Source organism: Sulfitobacter sp. F26204 (assembly GCF_026410305.1).
GTDB lineage: Bacteria > Pseudomonadota > Alphaproteobacteria > Rhodobacterales > Rhodobacteraceae > Sulfitobacter.
On sequence record NZ_JAPMLQ010000002.1, the window covers coordinates 419,090 to 435,900 of the forward strand.

Here is a 16,811-nt window from a genome sequence, read left to right on the forward strand (position 1 = left end):
CCCCTGACGCCATGATCTGCGTCAGGGGACGGGCTTTGCCGCGCATCACCAAAAAACTGCACGGCAAAGGTTCGGCATGGCCTCTGGGGGATGGGCTCTACCTGCCGAATTCAGTTATCCCAGTGCGCTTTCTTCAAGCCCCAACTGGCGACAAATCATGGCCGCATCGTCTTTGCGTTCGACGGTCAAAGCGCTGGCGTTAGACGGCGGCAAGCCGGAGGTATTGGTGGCCTTTGTCAGATGCCCGAATTTCGCCGGAGACTGACCGATAAAGGCGTCAAAGCTCGCTGGGTTCTGGGTGCAAAGTGCCGTTGCCCAATTCACCATGGCAGGCGTGATGTGACCCTCAGCGAGCGCCGCTTGCACCTTCGCCTGCGCATTGGCCTCCGCCTGCGCGCTGGCCTGCTCGTTGCGATCATCCATGGCGCTTTTCATGGCCTCAATCGGCACGTACTTTTCAGGATCAGGCATGGCGTCCAGCGCCTTATCCAACGCCTGCGCAATCTCGTCATCGCTGGCAGTGTCAGACAAACCCAGCATCTTTATGATGCGCTGGGTCAGCGTCATGTCATCCGGCTTGGTGCCGGGGGTGTTCTTGTCCATGGTGAAGTCCTCTGAGGCGAGTGCGGTAAGGGTGAGATTGGGGTGGTGAACAAGGCCTGCGCCGTTCAGCCAGCGGACCTCGGTTTCGCCGGGGCGGTGCATCAACACCGGGCTGAGATAGCGGTACGCTTTCTGCGCGATCAACTCGCGCGCTTTGGCGGTCCAGTCTACACGGCCCCAGATGCCATCGGCACGGGCCTGCAACTCCTTGATCCATCCGGCGGCGGGTACGGGGCCGCTGCGCTTTTCAGACTGGGTTTCCGACTGGTGTTCATAGTCGATGGGCAGGTCTGTGCCACGGGCGTTGAACGTGTCGACAATGCCTTGAGGGTTGCTGACCGTCCACGCACGGCCGTCACGCCCCTGCGCCCGCACGGCGGGCAACAAGTGGACCCATTCCGGCGCGTCTGCGCTGACCTCTTGAGCGCAAAGATGGGCGGAATAATGGGTCATAGGTTTCGGGCCATGGCCTCGTCAAACCGGACCCACACGCCACGGGGTTCAACGTCTGCGATAAACCCGGCCACTGAGCGGGTGCCAGTGCCATCCGTCTTTGCGACTGTCTGATCATCCACGGCATAGCAGACCGCGCCAATGTCAGCCGTCGCGATCAGGTCAGCCGCTGCGCTGTTCGCCAGCAAAAACGTGCCCGCCTGATATTCACCCTTTGTGGTGCCATTGGCAGCGCCTGTGTCCGCAATCGCGGCCATCGCGATCCCGACGCCCACCGCGCCGACAACAGGCTGCCCGATGGTCAGAAAGCCGTCGCCCCGACGCAAGAGCATTGCCCCGACAAACACGGTCTCGCCGGATGCCATAGGGCCAAGCATGTTATCGCCAAGGCGTTGAAGGGTGTTGCGATCTTTGATCAGTGCTGTCATCGCCTTGCCCCCCTACGCCGCCAGATACGGTGTGACGAGCAAGTCAGCGGTCTTGCTCCAAGGGTTTGTTCCCCCACCGTCATTGAATTCGGTGTTGACGATTTTCAGGGCCGCTTCTTCGAGTGCAGGCGGCACCACCAACATCATCGGTTTCACGCCCAGAATGCGCCCCGTGTCGCTCTTGAAGTTCATCATCGCGGCGCGCGCGGCGGCATAGTTGGCGGCAGTCAGTTCGGCCTTGGACCCAAAGCCCAGTTGCCACAGGCCAAAGCCCGCGTTGACCCGTGCGCGAACGCCGTAGAGATACTCGTCGTTCTTGAAGACGTGTTCATCGGTCGGGCGATCCATCGCCTCAAACTCGTATTTCTCGCGCTCTTGCCAGATGATGGGCCGCACGGCCCGCGACGTGTCCAGCAGGAACCATGGCGGCTCAGCGCCTGCCTGCATGTTGCTCACGCTGACCACCTCGCCTTCCGGGTTCAGTGTCGGGTGATCCGTGTCGAAGAAATATTGGCCGTCATAGCACTCGGTCTCGAACCCGGATGCCAAGAGGTTGAACACCAGTTCTTCGGGGTGGTTCGTGGCCAGATGGCCCATCTCGGAAAACGCGGGCTTGAAAACACCCAGCTTGTCGTCGCTGATATGGTCCCGGCTGACCTTGACCGTGCTTTCAAACTTGCGGTTCACGATCTTGAAGCCATGGGCCTCAAGATTATGGATGACACGCGGTCCCAGCCATTCGCGCAGCTGAGGGAATTGTCCCATCCAGCCATAGGTTTCATCTGCCCCGACGCTGGTCGATTGCATGGCAATCTTGTCCCAATTCGGTTCGGCTTTCAGAAAGGCGTCTGTGTAGACGGTTTTGAAGCCCTGAAAGACGAGATCGAGGGTCTGCGCGTTGACGAGCATGGTGGCGGTCCTTTTGAGGTTGGCAAGGCCCGGAAAGCAATCCCGGACGGTTGCGGATAACGTAGGACGGCACCGGATGGCCGGACATCCACAAGCATATTGCGGGGAAGGGTTTGGGGGGGTGCTGACTGGCCCCAAGCCGGACGTCCAAAACGACCGAGTTAAAAGCAAGGCACCTGATGCGCAGCCAGTCCCCTATCGCTATTCAAACGCGCCGATTTGGTCAAGTTGAGCGGTCGCCTTGCGGGGGATGCGGGCAGGTTTCGATTCTTAAACGGTTTTCCGCGCCGTTTAAACGGTCTGTTCGCTTTTCATGGGGTAGGATGGCCCCCAAGCATAGGGCGGCGCTATACGGGCATTTTTTCGGGGTGTTGGAAAGGAAAGCGGCGGGCAATCTGGCCCGCCGCTTATTTGATCACTTTTCCGGTTTCTTGCTAGGAGGATCGTCCAGCGCCGGAAGATGCCCCTGCTGAATGAGTTCCCGAATTTGATCTGGGGTCAATTTCAGCAAGCGCTCAATGACTTCAATCCTATCTCTCAGCATGTCTACGCCGCCCGCGCTTTCATCGCCTTGAGCGCGGTAATGACCTTCTGAGCGGTGTCCTTTCTCAGGAACCGCAGGCTTGAGATTTTCCACGTGCCCAGAAGCCATTTGTTCAACTCGTCTTCACCAGCCTTGCCGCCTGTGTACTCGTGCCACAGAGCGCGGACCAATTCGAGTTGTGCAAAGCTCGCCATGCCAGGGCGATTGCCGTAGTCGGCCCCGGTTGCGACCAGCGGCGCAAAGCCCAGGTATTCGAAGAACCCCATGACCGCGTTAAAACCGTCCCGATCCAGTTCGGTCGAGCTGGTCACGCCCGCTATGTGAACAAGCGTAGCCCGATACTCGGCCTCGCTCAGGTTCAGCTTGCCCTTGGCGACGTGCAGGAGGGCCTTCTGTTTGTTGGTCAGTTTCATGCGGTGGTCTCCTTTTGGGCCATGGTCGCTTCAAGTGCGCGGCGTTCTTGCATGACGAATTGCACCGCCTCGTTAGCGTGCCCTTCCGTCAGCGCCTCCAATGCGATCCCGGCGAAGTAGGTGGCGGCGTGGGCTTCGATTCGCTCGATGCGCTCGAAGTGGATGCCATCCACCAGAATCTTTGCGTAGTGAAGCGCGCTTTGAAGGTCGTTCAGGCGTTCCTCTTGGGCGGCGAGGGCGGTGAGTGTGTGTTGCTCTGCCATCATGCACCGCCTTTCTTCACGCCGCGCGGCGCAAGCTGCATATCCAGAATAGCCGCTTTCAGATGGGCGGTTGTAGGAAAGCAGCTTGCGCGGTATCGTCGTATTCGCCCAGCTCTAACTCTGCCTCCAATACCGATTGAGCAAGGTATGCTTGGCGTTCTTCCTCGGGGAGGTCTGCGATAACAACGTGGGCGCAAGGCCCGCCTTCACTTCCCAATTTTACAACGGCAACGTTTTCACGATCCAACCAAAGCCGTGCATTTTTCCTACATGTTGGAATGCGGCCTATGCCAGTGAGTTTGCTTACTCTTACGAGCATCAATTCCCCTCACCCAATTCGCTTGAAATCTTGTCGAGAATTTCAGTTGCCTTCGGCCCTTTCCATATACCAAGAACGGCTTTTCGGGCATTGTGGGGGTCGATGTTGTTCAATTGACACCACGCATGGAAACTTGACCCGCGAGCGATGAAAGCTGCGCGAACCTTGTTGTTCCTCTGGATATTACCTTTAGGCACTGCTACCCTCTTAGGAGTTATATATGTTCCTGATTGGGGTATTTGTAATTCCTTTTTTGGGTAAAGCAAGGGGAAACGCATGTCTGGCGATTTATCTTATCGGTTGCGCTCATTGCGCGATAAGCGCCAATGGACTGTCGCTGACATGGCTGAGCGGACTGGCATTCCGAAGCGGACCTTGGATAAGTACATGCTTCGAAACAATCCTATACTGCCCGGATATGAGGCTCTTTTGTCTTTGTCCAAAGGCCTCGGTGTCTCGCTAGATTGGTTGGTTTTTGGTGCTGAGACTGTCAGTGAAGTCTCGAAGCTGATCGCTGAAATGGCCGCGACAAAAGTTAGCCAGCAACACTTTGAAACGATACTACGCGAGCTTCAAAAAGTAGGTGCCATAGAACCGTCGGAGGAAATTCTTGTGGGCCTATCTCCAGAAATGTGGGCGTGTGATCTGGGGTCGCGAGTTGGCGAGGCAGTTCAAGAAATCGCTGCGGGCGGCATCACCTTAGAAGAGCTATTGCATTGGTCTGACCGAAACACTGAGCGGCAAGGTGAACTGGTTCAAGACATGGCGAACCGATTTTTGTACCCTGTCAAAAGTGGTGCCTGACTACATCCTTTGGGACGTGTAGCGTTGGGCGATTTCGCGCCACACCTTTTGATATACGACCATTGAAATCATTGGATAATTTTTTGCCACCCTCACCTGAATAGCCCTGAAATGGGCTTGGGGGGTGCAAACCGTTTGATAGCGCTCAGGTTTCACTGTCTGCGCAGGGAGAGGAACCTTTCGCGCCGGATCACCAGAAGGATCGACAACATTCCGGCGATCGCCGAGGCAAGCATCAACAGGATCAGCGGATAGGCACCGGTTTCCGGCGTCAGCAGCAAACCAGCCAGAACTGCAAGGGCCGCCCCGCCGCCGATCATGATGGCCCCGCCAAGACCCGAAGCAGTGCCTGCCAGATGCGGGCGCACGGACAACATGCCCGCGGTGGCATTGGGAATGCATAACCCGTTGCCCAAACCGATAAATGTCATCATGCCAAAGAAGATTTCAGGGGTGCCATAACCAATGAGAAATGCAAGCAGAGACAGGCCGCTGCCCGCCGTGGTGCCGATACATCCCCATAAAATCATGGCGTTGACACCAAAGCGTGTCGCATAGGCCCCGGTCAGCCAGTTACCGGCAAAATAGCCAATGGCTGGTGCCCCGAAATACAGGCCAAGCCAGAACGGGTCGAGACCGAAGACTATGGAGCCGACAAAGGGTGCCCCACCCAGATAGGCAAAAAACGTGCCCGAACAAAAGGCCGTGGCAAGAGCATAGCCCCAGAACCGAGGCGAGCGCAGCAGCTCTGGATATTCGCGAAATTGGCCCATGAGGGTCTGATTGCTGGGTTTCGCTGTTTCGCCCATGTCAAAATAAACCAGCGCCAATATGGCGGTGGCAACGATCAGCATGAGCCAAAAGGTGGCATGCCATGTGAACACCTGTTCCATTGCCCCTCCGATTGCGGGAGCGATCATGGGTACAACAGCCATGCCCATCGCGACATAGCCGATTTTCGATGCTGCCTGGTCCTGTGTGTAAAGGTCGCGCAGAACGGCACGGCTCAACACCATTGCAGTGGCGATAATCGCCTGGGCGATACGGAAGGCCAGAAAAACACTGGCCGTTGGTGCCATGATGCAGCCAAGGGTGGCCAGCATGAACAGGAGCAAACCACCGATCATCACCCGCCGTCGTCCCAGATTATCCGAAATCGGCCCGACAAACAGCTGGATCACGGCGCTGAACAGCAGATACAGCGGAACGGAAAGTTGCATCGTTGCATAGGTCGTTCCGAAATATTCGGTCATTTGTGGCAGGCTTGGCAAGAAAACATTCATCACCAAAGCCGACAATCCCGCCAGCAGGATCAGGGTCAGTAGGGTGGGGGGGGTGCTGCGGTCCAGGAAACGAACGACAGGCACGGGGGAGGGGGACCTATTCATGCAAATGCAACTAAACCGATCAGTGCACCTTGTCCATGGCGCGAGGCATTATTTGCATATTTGCAATTTGCATAGTTAATCCTGAATACACTTTGCAAATATTCACAATCACTCTTCCATAAACGACCCTCTTTTCGGTATTGTCGCTCAAATATTAAGCAGGGGTGAGTCATGAAAGATATTCTTGAACAGCTGGAAGAACGCCGTGAAACGGCGCGCATGGGCGGCGGGCAGGGGCGCATTGACGCGCAGCATGGCCGTGGAAAGCTGACGGCAAGAGAACGGGTCGACTTGCTGCTGGATGAAGGGTCGTTCGAAGAGTTCGACATGTTCGTGAGTCACCGTTGTACCGATTTTGGTATGGAAAATCAAAAACCTGCCGGCGATGGCGTGGTCACGGGCTGGGGTACGATCAATGGGCGGCTGGTCTATTTGTACTCGCAGGATTTCACCGTCCTGGGCGGTTCGGTATCTGAAACCCACGCCAGGAAGATTTGCAAGATCATGGATATGGCAATGCAAAATGGTGCCCCCGTGATCGGGCTGAATGATTCAGGTGGCGCGCGGATTCAGGAAGGTGTGGATTCGCTGGCCGGATACGCCGAAATCTTTCAACGCAACATTATGGCTTCGGGTGTGATCCCGCAGATCAGCGTAATCATGGGCCCTTGTGCGGGGGGCGCGGTTTATTCGCCTGCAATGACTGACTTTATTTTCATGGTCAAAGACAGTTCGTACATGTTTGTCACCGGCCCAGAAGTGGTCAAGACCGTCACCAACGAAGTGGTCACCGCCGAAGAACTGGGCGGGGCAGGAACCCATACCAAGAAATCCTCTGTTGCGGATGCCGCGTTCGAAAATGATGTCGAGGCTTTGGCCGAGGTGCGCCGTTTGGTGGACCTGCTCCCTGCCAACAATCGCGCTGAATTACCGGTACGCCCGTTTTTTGATGACCCGGAACGCATCGAACCTTCTCTTGATACGCTGGTCCCGGCCAATGCCAATACGCCCTACGACATGAAGGAGTTGATCCTGAAGCTGGGGGATGAGGGCGATTTTTATGAAATTCAGGCGGAGTTTGCCAAGAACATCATCACCGGTTTCATTCGGATCGAAGGTCGCACCGTTGGTGTCGTCGCCAATCAGCCGATGGTGCTGGCGGGTGTTCTGGACATCGACAGTAGCCGAAAGGCGGCGCGGTTTGTGCGCTTTTGCGATTGTTTTGAAATCCCGATCCTGACGCTGGTCGATGTGCCCGGCTTTCTCCCCGGCACGTCACAGGAATATGGCGGCGTCATCAAACACGGCGCGAAGTTGCTGTTTGCCTATGGTGAGGCGACGGTGCCGATGGTCACATTGATCACACGCAAGGCCTATGGCGGCGCTTATGATGTGATGGCCTCCAAGCACCTGAAATCAGATTTCAACTATGCCTGGCCGACAGCCGAAGTGGCAGTGATGGGTGCCAAGGGGGCCTCGGAAATCATCCATCGCGCGGACCGTAATGATGTAGAGAAGCTTGCCCAGCATACTGCGGATTACGAAGCACGCTTTGCAAACCCCTTTGTGGCGGCCGAGCGCGGGTTTATTGACGAGGTGATCCAGCCCCGCACAACGCGCAAGCGGATCGCCCGCGCCTTTGCCTCTTTGCGAAACAAGAAAGTAACAACCCCGTGGAAGAAGCACGGTAACATTCCGTTGTGAGGGGCGCCTCTTGTGGATGCTTCGCCTTGGTTCATGTCTTTCGTTGATGAAGGTCTGTTTCCGAACGGTGCAGAGACGCGGAAACTGAGGGTCACTGAGGGGTCTATGAGCAGCATCATGAATGGCCGGACGAAAACGTCCGTCGATGCGCTGCTGAAAGCGCAGAGAAAGTTGAAAGAAGATCAATGACGTCGTCCTTTAATACCCAGTGCTTTACCATTGGCCACGAGGTCTCCGACACCTTGAGGGGGCCGGGGATGTCTATTGTGGATGCCTCCTGCCCCCAGCACGGGCAGGCCGGGCACCTTGTTCGCAAGGGATGTGCCCTGTGAAACCATTGCTTGCAGCCCTCCTTTTTGTTGCCAGCCCCGCTTTGGCCGTAGATGTGCCTTCTGGTCAGCCCTTGGATCTGCATGAGGTTCTGGTGGACCGAGTGGAGAGTGAAACCTGGATCCGGTTCCGCTTTATTGCGCCTGACATCACGCGTGATGGCGATGCGATGGATTATGACGCCGCCGCAGGGGATATGATGCACCTATGCACCGAATTGGCCTTGCCATACATTCAGCACCATGCTCTCGCGGGGGAGGTCATCGTGATCTCACTGGCCGACCGCGCCACGGAATTCGGGATCCCCGACCCCGAAGCGACACAATTCTTCGAGGCTTTTCGTCCTGTGGATAACACCTGCATCTGGGAGGATTTGTAATGCAACCACAATATCTTGCGGCTGACGGCTCATGTGAATGCTTTACTGAGGCTTTAGCGTCACAAATTTGCCGATTGCGCAGGGCTGGATATGTTTTCGAAACGGACTACTCTATGGTGACGACAAGGACTACCCAAGTATTCCTTACCTCAGTAACGGGACGTGCGAGGCAGTATAAGAATGCACGTGCCACCCACATAAACAGGAGACTCAGATGTCAAAGAGCATCAAATTCCTGGCAGCCATTGGTTTCATCACCACTGTCGCTGCCTGTACATCCGGCCAGACGGAAGAAGAATACGTTGTTGTCGAGCCCGAGCCCATCTCGGTTGAGCCAACATACACAGGCAAGTACAAGTAATCGTACTATGGGACAGGCGGCGACGCCTGTCCCAGCCGATACCCGATGGCCCTTTGAACGGAGGGCCGTTTGATGCCAGCTTATATGTTGAAACATCGCGGGTTTCCGGGCCGTTTGCCCAGCACTGATTTTCAATTCACCATTCGCCGTCCCAATCCCAAGGGAGTAACGCCGATTACCCGGCGCGAACGGCGATCTGACCGTCGTCCGCCGGATCGTCGCGCGGACGCGGCCTTCATGAAGGCACTGTGGGACCATTTCGGCCCGCATCCTTTCGAACGCGGCAATCTCGATGCCGGCCGATTGTCCTGGCTCTTTGGTCGCGAGGTCCTGCCCGCGTCCGATCCTTTTGACCCGGCACATTATGAATCTCTTTTGGTGATTGACGAGGCTGCAGCACGTGCGGCATTCCCCGAAGCATTCGAGGAGTGATCGGCATGATTTTGCCCGTTTCCCTCGTGCACCGGCGGTGCTTGGCCGAAATCGGTCAGGACAGCGGCGAAGGCTTGGCTGGTGCCGCGGCATTGCGGAATGTGGTTGGTGTCGGCAGCGATTCTTCTTCAGCGTCGCCGCTGACAGTCCTAAACCATACCCCTTCCCCTCAGGGGCCGCAGGGCATTTCCCCAAACCCGCGGCCCCCTTTTTTCAAAGCATTTGCTTTCGGCGGGATTGAAAAATCTTCCTGTCGCGACACGCAGCCATTGCCCCTGTCGCGGCTGGCAAGACCAGAACAGAGCAGACAGGGAACAGAAACATGTTCGTCACCAGAAACCTCATTGTCATTACCTTGTGTACCGGCCTTGCGGCCTGTGGCAGCACGATTGCCGAACAGAGCCTTGGCGGCGCTGCGATCGGCGCGGGCGCGGCAGCCCTTACCAGTGGCAGTCTTGCACAGGGCGCCGCCGTCGGTGCCGCGGGCAACATCACTTACTGCAAGTTCAACCCCGGCAGATGTAACTGATCCATCATATGCGGCGCCTGCGCGTCGCATGTCGTTTCACACCCCCGCGCAACATCTGTTGCGACGGGGCTTTTGCGTTTTTTCAAGACCTCAGAAGGACACCCCATGTTCAAGAAAATCCTGATCGCCAACCGGGGCGAGATTGCCTGCCGCGTTATCAAAACAGCGAAGAAAATGGGGCTGACCTCGGTCGCGATTTATTCGGATGCCGATGCGCAGGCCTTGCATGTACAGATGGCGGATGAGGCAATCCATATCGGACCACCCCCTGCGAACCAATCCTATATCGTGATCGACAAGGTCATGGCAGCGGTCAAGGAAAGCGGCGCGGAGGCGGTGCATCCCGGTTATGGTTTCCTGTCTGAAAACAGTAAATTCGCCGAAGCGCTGGATGCCGCTGGTGTCGCCTTTGTCGGCCCGCCCGTGGGTGCCATCGAGAAGATGGGGGACAAGATCACCTCCAAGAAAATCGCACAGGAGGCAGGCGTTTCAACGGTCCCCGGTTACATGGGGCTGATTGAGGATGCGGAGGAGGCGGTCAAAATCTCGAACGAGATCGGCTACCCGGTCATGCTCAAGGCCAGCGCCGGGGGCGGTGGCAAGGGCATGCGGATCGCATGGAACGACGATGAAGCCCGAGAAGGGTTTCAATCTTCCAAGAACGAAGCGGCGAATTCCTTTGGTGATGACAGGATATTCATTGAAAAATTCGTCACGCAGCCACGCCACATCGAAATCCAGGTGCTCTGCGATGCTCATGGTAACGGTGTTTATCTTGGCGAACGCGAATGTTCCATCCAGCGACGCAATCAGAAAGTGGTTGAGGAAGCCCCCAGCCCCTTTCTGGACGAAGCGACACGCAAGGCCATGGGCGAGCAGGCCGTCGCCCTGGCGCAGGCAGTCGGATACACCAGCGCCGGTACGGTTGAGTTTATCGTCGACGGTGACAAGAACTTCTATTTCCTTGAGATGAACACACGTCTTCAGGTGGAGCACCCTGTTACCGAACTTATCACCGGTGTTGATCTGGTTGAACAGATGATCCGCGTCGCCAATGGCGAAAAGCTGAGCATCAAACAATCCGATGTGAAACTGAACGGCTGGTCGATCGAAAACCGCCTTTATGCGGAAGATCCTTATCGTGGGTTTCTGCCCTCCATTGGCCGTCTGACGCGTTATCGTCCGCCACAAGAGGTTGCCGCTGGCCCGTTGTCGGATAACGGCAAATGGGCTGATGATGCGCCCACCGGCGCGATGGCCGTGCGCAATGACACCGGCGTCTATGAGGGTGGAGAGATCTCCATGTATTACGACCCCATGATCGCCAAGCTGTGCACCTGGGCCCCAACCCGTGCCGAAGCGATTGAACAGATGCGTGTCGCGCTGGACAGTTTCGAGGTCGAAGGTATCGGCCACAACCTGCCGTTCCTTTCTGCAGTCATGGACCATCCGATCTTTATCGACGGCACCATGACAACAGCCTTTATCGAAGAGCAATATCCCGATGGGTTCGAAGGCGTCGAACTGCCCGAGCCAGAGCTGCGCCGCATCGCGGCTGCATGTGCCGCCATGCACCGTGTTGCCGAAATTCGCCGCGCGCGGGTGTCGGGACGGATGGACAATCACGAGCGGAAGGTTGGCAGCGATTGGAATGTTGCAGTGCAGGGACACTCCTTTGATGTGATCATCAGTGCCGACCACAACGGGGCGACGATAAGATTTGACGATGAAAGCGCAATGCGGGTTGCCGGCGACTGGACCCCGGGTGATCAACTGGCCAAGATGCGCATAGACGAGGCACCTTTGGTGATGAAGGTGGGCAAGATCTCAGGTGGGTTCCGCATCCGTACACGTGGTGCGGACCTCAAGGTACATGTCCGCACGCCACGCCAGGCAGAGCTGGCCCGTATGATGCCGGAAAAAGTGGCACCTGACACGTCGAAAATGCTGCTCTGCCCAATGCCGGGACTGATCGTGAAAATGGACGTCGCCGTCGGTGACGAGGTTCAGGATGGTCAGGCGCTTTGCACCATCGAAGCAATGAAGATGGAGAACATCCTGCGTGCGGAACGCAAGGGTGTGGTGTCAAAAATCAACGCCGGAGCGGGGGACAGTCTGGCGGTCGATGATGTGATCATGGAGTTCGAATAGGTGTCAGTACCTGATTTCGAATCTCTCATGAAGCCGGTTCTCGTTTCTGCGAAAGACAGTGAACGAAAAATTTCAGAAGTGGTGGAGGAGCTGGCTCTCACCCTCGGTTTAACCGAGGACGAAAGGAATCAGACTCTTCCTAGCGGTAAGCAAACTAGATTTGCAAATAGGGTTCATTGGGCGAGAAGCTATTTGAAGCAAGCAGGATTGGTCAAGAGCATCAAGCGTGGTGTTTTTGAAGTGACCCAAGCTGGCCGTGCAGTCCTAGAAGAAAATCCGGTGCGTATCGACAAAGCGTATCTAGAACGCTTTGAGGAATACAGAGATTTCAAATCACGTTCAGGTACGAACGTAGAAAATGCAGAGTTGGGAATAGTTGTTGAAGCTGAACGCGGCTCAACGCCGGATGAAGTTCTCAATAGCGCCTATGAAGAAATAAACGCTACTCTGCGACAGGAGTTGTTGAGTAAATTGCGGGACAGTGATCCTGCATTTTTTGAAGATATTATCGTACGGCTGTTGCTTAAGATGGGCTACGGATATGATGCTAAATCCGGTCAGGTAATCGGGCAAAGCGGCGATGATGGAGTAGACGGAGTCATTAACCTCGACCGGCTTGGTGTTGATCAGGTGTACGTACAAGCCAAACGATATGCGCTTGGTAACGTCATCGGGTCAGGGGCAATTCGTGATTTTTACGGTGCTCTTGGCATGAAAGATGTAACCAAGGGAATCTTCGTTACAACGTCAGCTTTTTCTACCGATGCTGTCCGAACGATAGAAAAACTGGGCGCTAGGATTGTGCCAATAGATGGAAACCAGCTTGCCCAACTGATGATTGATCACGAAGTCGGTTGCCGCGTTAAGCAAGTCTATCCGATATCTGAAGTTGACGACAGTTTTTTCGAATGAATATCGTGATGTTCAAAGGACAGCCAAAAAATTTTGGCTCTGAACCCTATTTCAATAGCCGGGCCGCGGCCCAGTCCGACCCGTCACAGGAATCGGAGTAAAGGGCGGGATGTCATCATATTTGTCCATATCCTTCTCCTTTGCCTCTATTTCCTTTAATATAGGTGACTCCGGCGGTGCACGCAGCACTCAGCGCGTGCGCGCCGCGTCCTTGTTTTCGCGGATCTCGCGTTGGCGCATGGGCATCTTGTCAATGCTGCGGGTGATCTCGCGCACGCTCCACGGAAAGGGTTTGCGCAGCCTGTTGCCACCGTCCTTACCAACCAGAACCAGCATGAAACCCCGCGGGCGCATCTGTAAACGCAGCGCTGAACGCGCGGCGGGATCAGTATCGCTCAATACAATGACATCGCGTTCGAACAGTTCCTCCATACGGGCATGTAGCAATGCCATCTGCTCGATATATGCCGGATCATCCGCGCTGTCGGCAAAGACCAGTACGGGCCGCTTTTTCCAACGAAATTCGCTCAAATCGTCCATATCTGCCGGAAGAAAAAGCATATCTGCCTGCGGGCTGGCGGTTTCTTCGGCAAGAGGGGCAGTGGCGATTAGTCCAGCAATAACAATGGGAATTAGGCGTTTCATGGTCTCTCCTGTTGAGACAGATATAAGCCTGATTTGCGCAATTGCGATGGCTAAACTGCATCTTGGACGGATTAAGCAGGTCGCAAGGGGTTGTGCGCTATGACGCTGTCTCTCCCTGCTGAATGGCCGAACGGGGCGGCGCGACTGCAAAGACTGGGCCGAACTGTCATGGATGTTATCTTGCATTTGGGTGCGCATCGCACCGCGACGACCACTTTTCAACATTACATGCGCGACCAGGCCGATGCGCTGTCGGCGCAGGACATCGAATTTTGGGGACCACGCCGGTCACGCGATTCTGTGTTTCCGGGGCTGTTTCGCAATTCCACTGCGCCAAGGGGGCGCAATGTCGCCCTGCGTGCCGTGGGACGGATCCGCATGTTTGCCACCCAGGCTCGCGCAAGGGGCGTGAAACAGCTCTTGATCAGCGATGAAAACCTGCTGGGCAATTGCATCCAGAATATCAGAGCCGGCCGCCTGTACCCTGCCGCCGGGGAACGCACGGCGCGCATTTCCTTCGCTTTCGGGGGACGTCTGCGCCGTATTGTCCTGTCGATCAGATCGCAGGATTTATGGTGGGCTTCTGCCTGTGCACTGACCGTGTCACGCGGTCACCCTGTACCCGGAGCTGCACAGTTCGATGCAATCTTGCGCGCCCGCCGTACCTGGCGGGATGTGATCATGGATTTGTCCTGTGCCGCACCCGGTGCCGAGATCGAGGTGCTGGCGTTCGAAACGATGCAGGGACAGCCGGAGGGGATTTTGCGTACCGCCCTTGGGATCGAGGCACCAAAGGATTGCAGAGGGCGCTGGCTGAACGGCTCCAGAGACTTGCCAGGCCTGCGGGCGGGATTGGTCGATCGGGGGCAAAACCCTGATCTGTTGCCTGAAGGTACAGGTCGCTGGATGCCCTTTACATCGGAACAATCCGCAGAATTGCGGGAACAATACGCGGATGATCTGCACTGGCTGATCGCCGGTGCCGATGGTTTGGCAACATTGACAGAGGAGTCACACCCGACAAGAGCGGACCCAAGTCTGCCGATGGGTGCACAAACAAAAGGACAGATGCATGACCAAGGACAATTCGAAAGATACATGGCGCAGCACCGCTGAAGCGGAGTTGCGGGGCCGCGGCATTGACGAACTGACGTGGAAGACGCTGGAAGGCATCGACGTACAACCGGTCTATACCGCAGCCGACCTTGAAGGCGTGACCCATCTGGACTCCATGCCCGGAGAAGGGCCTTTTACACGGGGGGTCAAAGCCACGATGTACGCGGGTCGACCCTGGACGATCCGGCAATATGCGGGCTTTTCGACGGCGGAAGAATCAAACGCTTTTTACCGGCGCAATCTGGCTGCGGGGCAACAGGGTGTTTCTGTCGCTTTTGATCTGGCCACCCACCGTGGCTATGACAGCGACCATCCCAGGGTCGAGGGCGACGTGGGCAAGGCCGGTGTCGCGATCGACAGTGTCGAGGACATGAAGATTCTCTTTGATGGCATCCCCCTGGACAAGGTCAGCGTCTCGATGACGATGAACGGTGCAGTGATCCCGATCCTCGCCAGTTTTATCGTGGCGGGTGAAGAGCAGGGCCATGACAAATCCGTCCTGGCCGGCACAATTCAGAATGACATTCTGAAGGAATTCATGGTGCGCAATACCTATATCTACCCGCCCGAACCCTCGATGCGGATCATCGGCGATATTATCGAATATACTTCTGACAACATGCCGAAATTCAATTCTATTTCGATTTCGGGCTACCATATGCAAGAGGCCGGCGCGAACCTTGTGCAGGAACTCGCCTTTACCTTGGCGGATGGTCGCGAATATGTGCGCACCGCCATTGCCGCGGGTATGGATGTTGACCGTTTCGCGCCGCGTCTGAGCTTTTTCTTTGCCATCGGCATGAACTTTTTCATGGAAGCCGCCAAGCTGCGTGCCGCCCGTTTGCTGTGGCACCGGATCATGTCTGAATTCGAACCCAAGAACGCCAAATCCTCGATGTTGCGCACCCATTGCCAAACGTCGGGCGTGTCTCTGGCAGAGCAGGATCCCTATAACAATGTCGTGCGCACCGCCTTTGAAGCGATGAGCGCGGTGCTGGGCGGGACCCAAAGCCTGCATACCAATTCACTGGATGAAGCCATTGGACTGCCCACCGAACATTCTGCGCGTATCGCGCGCAATACACAGTTGATCCTGCAGGAAGAAACCGGCGTGACCAAGGTGGTCGATCCTCTGGCGGGATCCTATTACGTTGAGAAACTGACTCATGATCTGGCCGAAGCAGCCTGGAAAATGATCGAGGAAGTCGAAGCTATGGGGGGCATGACCAAGGCTGTGGCCTCTGGCATGCCCAAGTTGCGTATCGAGGAAGCCGCGGCAACCCGTCAGGCCAACATCGACCGCGGTACCGAAGTGATTGTCGGTGTGAACAAATATCGCCGCGACAAGGAAGAACCGATTGATATTCTGGATGTGGACAATGTGGCGGTGCGCGAAAGCCAGATTGCACGCCTCAAGGCGATCCGTAGCAGCCGTGACGACAGCGCCTGCAAGGCCGCGCTACAAGAATTGTCACGCCGCGCTGCTGAGGGCGGCAACCTTTTGGAGGGGGCTGTTGAAGCTGCCCGTGCGCGTGCGACCGTAGGAGAGATCAGCATGGCAATGGAAGAAATTTTTGGTCGCCATCGCGCCGAAGTGAAAACCCTCGCAGGGGTTTATGGTGCGGCTTATGAAGGAGACGCGGGCTTTGCCACGATCCAGAAGTCTGTCGAACAGTTTGCCGAAGAAGAAGGCCGGCGACCGCGTATGTTGGTTGTGAAGATGGGGCAGGACGGTCATGATCGTGGCGCCAAGGTGATTGCGACGGCCTTTGCGGACATCGGGTTTGATGTCGATGTCGGTCCTTTGTTCCAGACACCTGCCGAAGCGGCTCAGGATGCAGTCGACAATGATGTACATGTGATTGGCATTTCTTCGCAGGCCGCCGGGCATAAAACGCTTGCTCCGCAATTGGTGCAGGCGCTGAAGGACGCAGGTGCCGAAGACATTCTGGTGATTTGTGGTGGTGTGATTCCGCAGCAGGATTATCAATTTCTCCATGATGCAGGCGTCAAGGCAATTTTTGGCCCTGGCACCAATATTCCCGCTGCCGCTGAAGAGATACTAAAACTCATACGGGCGGCGCGTGGTTGAGAATGCGGACGGTATATAAGGCCAAAAAGAGAAGGG

General features: G+C 56.2%; 17 protein-coding genes. 10 read left to right on the top strand and 7 right to left on the bottom strand.

Features of this window, described 5'->3' with window-relative positions; genetic code table 11:
* Positions 1 to 114: 114 nt before the first annotated feature.
* The 5 genes from OS190_RS05980 to OS190_RS06000 all read right to left on the bottom strand — a co-directional run bounded on the left by OS190_RS05980 (position 115) and on the right by OS190_RS06000 (position 3,616).
* Positions 115 to 1,056: a phage protease gene (locus tag OS190_RS05980; protein WP_267157750.1), complete on the bottom strand. Its 942-nt coding sequence runs from the start codon at positions 1,054 to 1,056 to the stop codon at positions 115 to 117.
* A complete protein-coding gene (locus tag OS190_RS05985) occupies positions 1,053 to 1,484 on the bottom strand; it encodes a hypothetical protein (RefSeq protein ID WP_267157751.1) in 432 nt (143 codons plus the stop codon). Before OS190_RS05985 ends, OS190_RS05980 begins: the two co-directional genes overlap by 4 nt.
* A 12-nt stretch (positions 1,485 to 1,496) precedes the next feature.
* On the bottom strand, positions 1,497 to 2,393 hold the full coding sequence (locus tag OS190_RS05990) for a Mu-like prophage major head subunit gpT family protein (protein ID WP_267157752.1): 897 nt from the start codon (positions 2,391 to 2,393) through the stop codon (positions 1,497 to 1,499).
* Positions 2,394 to 2,939: 546 nt separating this feature from the next.
* Positions 2,940 to 3,350 carry a regulatory protein GemA gene (locus OS190_RS05995; protein ID WP_267157753.1) on the bottom strand — a complete coding sequence of 137 codons (411 nt, stop codon included), beginning with the start codon at positions 3,348 to 3,350 and terminating at the stop codon, positions 2,940 to 2,942.
* Complete coding sequence (locus OS190_RS06000; RefSeq protein WP_267157754.1) at positions 3,347 to 3,616, bottom strand: hypothetical protein; 270 nt, start codon at positions 3,614 to 3,616, stop codon at positions 3,347 to 3,349. The genes OS190_RS05995 and OS190_RS06000 overlap by 4 nt, the downstream gene beginning before the upstream one ends.
* Before the next feature lie 592 nt (positions 3,617 to 4,208).
* Between OS190_RS06000 and OS190_RS06005 the strand changes: the two genes are divergently transcribed.
* A complete protein-coding gene (locus OS190_RS06005) occupies positions 4,209 to 4,736 on the top strand; it encodes a helix-turn-helix domain-containing protein (RefSeq protein ID WP_267157755.1) in 528 nt (175 codons plus the stop codon).
* A 152-nt stretch (positions 4,737 to 4,888) separates the two neighbouring features.
* Here the strand turns inward: OS190_RS06005 and OS190_RS06010 are convergent, their stop codons facing one another.
* Positions 4,889 to 6,124: a multidrug effflux MFS transporter gene (locus tag OS190_RS06010; protein WP_267157756.1), complete on the bottom strand. Its 1,236-nt coding sequence runs from the start codon at positions 6,122 to 6,124 to the stop codon at positions 4,889 to 4,891.
* A 171-nt stretch (positions 6,125 to 6,295) separates the two neighbouring features.
* Between OS190_RS06010 and OS190_RS06015 the strand changes: the two genes are divergently transcribed.
* The 7 genes from OS190_RS06015 to OS190_RS06045 all read left to right on the top strand — a co-directional run bounded on the left by OS190_RS06015 (position 6,296) and on the right by OS190_RS06045 (position 12,922).
* Positions 6,296 to 7,828, top strand: coding sequence for an acyl-CoA carboxylase subunit beta (locus OS190_RS06015; protein ID WP_267157757.1), 1,533 nt, complete (start codon positions 6,296 to 6,298; stop codon positions 7,826 to 7,828).
* 319 nt (positions 7,829 to 8,147) lie between these two features.
* On the top strand, positions 8,148 to 8,537 hold the full coding sequence (locus OS190_RS06020) for a DUF6497 family protein (protein WP_416237374.1): 390 nt from the start codon (positions 8,148 to 8,150) through the stop codon (positions 8,535 to 8,537).
* A gap of 214 nt (positions 8,538 to 8,751) precedes the next feature.
* Positions 8,752 to 8,898: a hypothetical protein gene (locus OS190_RS06025; protein WP_267157759.1), complete on the top strand. Its 147-nt coding sequence runs from the start codon at positions 8,752 to 8,754 to the stop codon at positions 8,896 to 8,898.
* 84 nt (positions 8,899 to 8,982) lie between these two features.
* Complete coding sequence (locus OS190_RS06030) at positions 8,983 to 9,330, top strand: hypothetical protein (protein ID WP_267158309.1); 348 nt, start codon at positions 8,983 to 8,985, stop codon at positions 9,328 to 9,330.
* A gap of 322 nt (positions 9,331 to 9,652) precedes the next feature.
* Positions 9,653 to 9,859, top strand: a complete 207-nt coding sequence (locus OS190_RS06035) for a hypothetical protein (protein ID WP_267157760.1) — start codon at positions 9,653 to 9,655, stop codon at positions 9,857 to 9,859.
* A 105-nt stretch (positions 9,860 to 9,964) separates the two neighbouring features.
* The gene (locus OS190_RS06040) at positions 9,965 to 12,010 is read left to right on the top strand and encodes an acetyl-CoA carboxylase biotin carboxylase subunit (protein WP_267157761.1); all 2,046 of its coding nucleotides are present in this window, start codon (positions 9,965 to 9,967) and stop codon (positions 12,008 to 12,010) included.
* A complete protein-coding gene (locus OS190_RS06045; protein WP_267157762.1) occupies positions 12,011 to 12,922 on the top strand; it encodes a restriction endonuclease in 912 nt (303 codons plus the stop codon).
* A 189-nt stretch (positions 12,923 to 13,111) separates the two neighbouring features.
* On the opposite strand, the gene OS190_RS06050 is transcribed toward OS190_RS06045, so the two are convergent.
* Positions 13,112 to 13,567, bottom strand: coding sequence for a DUF4174 domain-containing protein (locus OS190_RS06050; protein WP_267157763.1), 456 nt, complete (start codon positions 13,565 to 13,567; stop codon positions 13,112 to 13,114).
* Between the two features lie 99 nt (positions 13,568 to 13,666).
* Between OS190_RS06050 and OS190_RS06055 the strand changes: the two genes are divergently transcribed.
* Together OS190_RS06055 and scpA are read left to right on the top strand one after the other, a co-directional pair.
* A complete protein-coding gene (locus OS190_RS06055; RefSeq protein WP_267157764.1) occupies positions 13,667 to 14,683 on the top strand; it encodes a hypothetical protein in 1,017 nt (338 codons plus the stop codon).
* Entirely contained in the window at positions 14,640 to 16,775 is a 2,136-nt protein-coding gene (scpA, locus tag OS190_RS06060) for a methylmalonyl-CoA mutase (protein WP_267157765.1), read from the top strand. The genes OS190_RS06055 and scpA overlap by 44 nt, the downstream gene beginning before the upstream one ends.
* Positions 16,776 to 16,811: the final 36 nt, after the last annotated feature.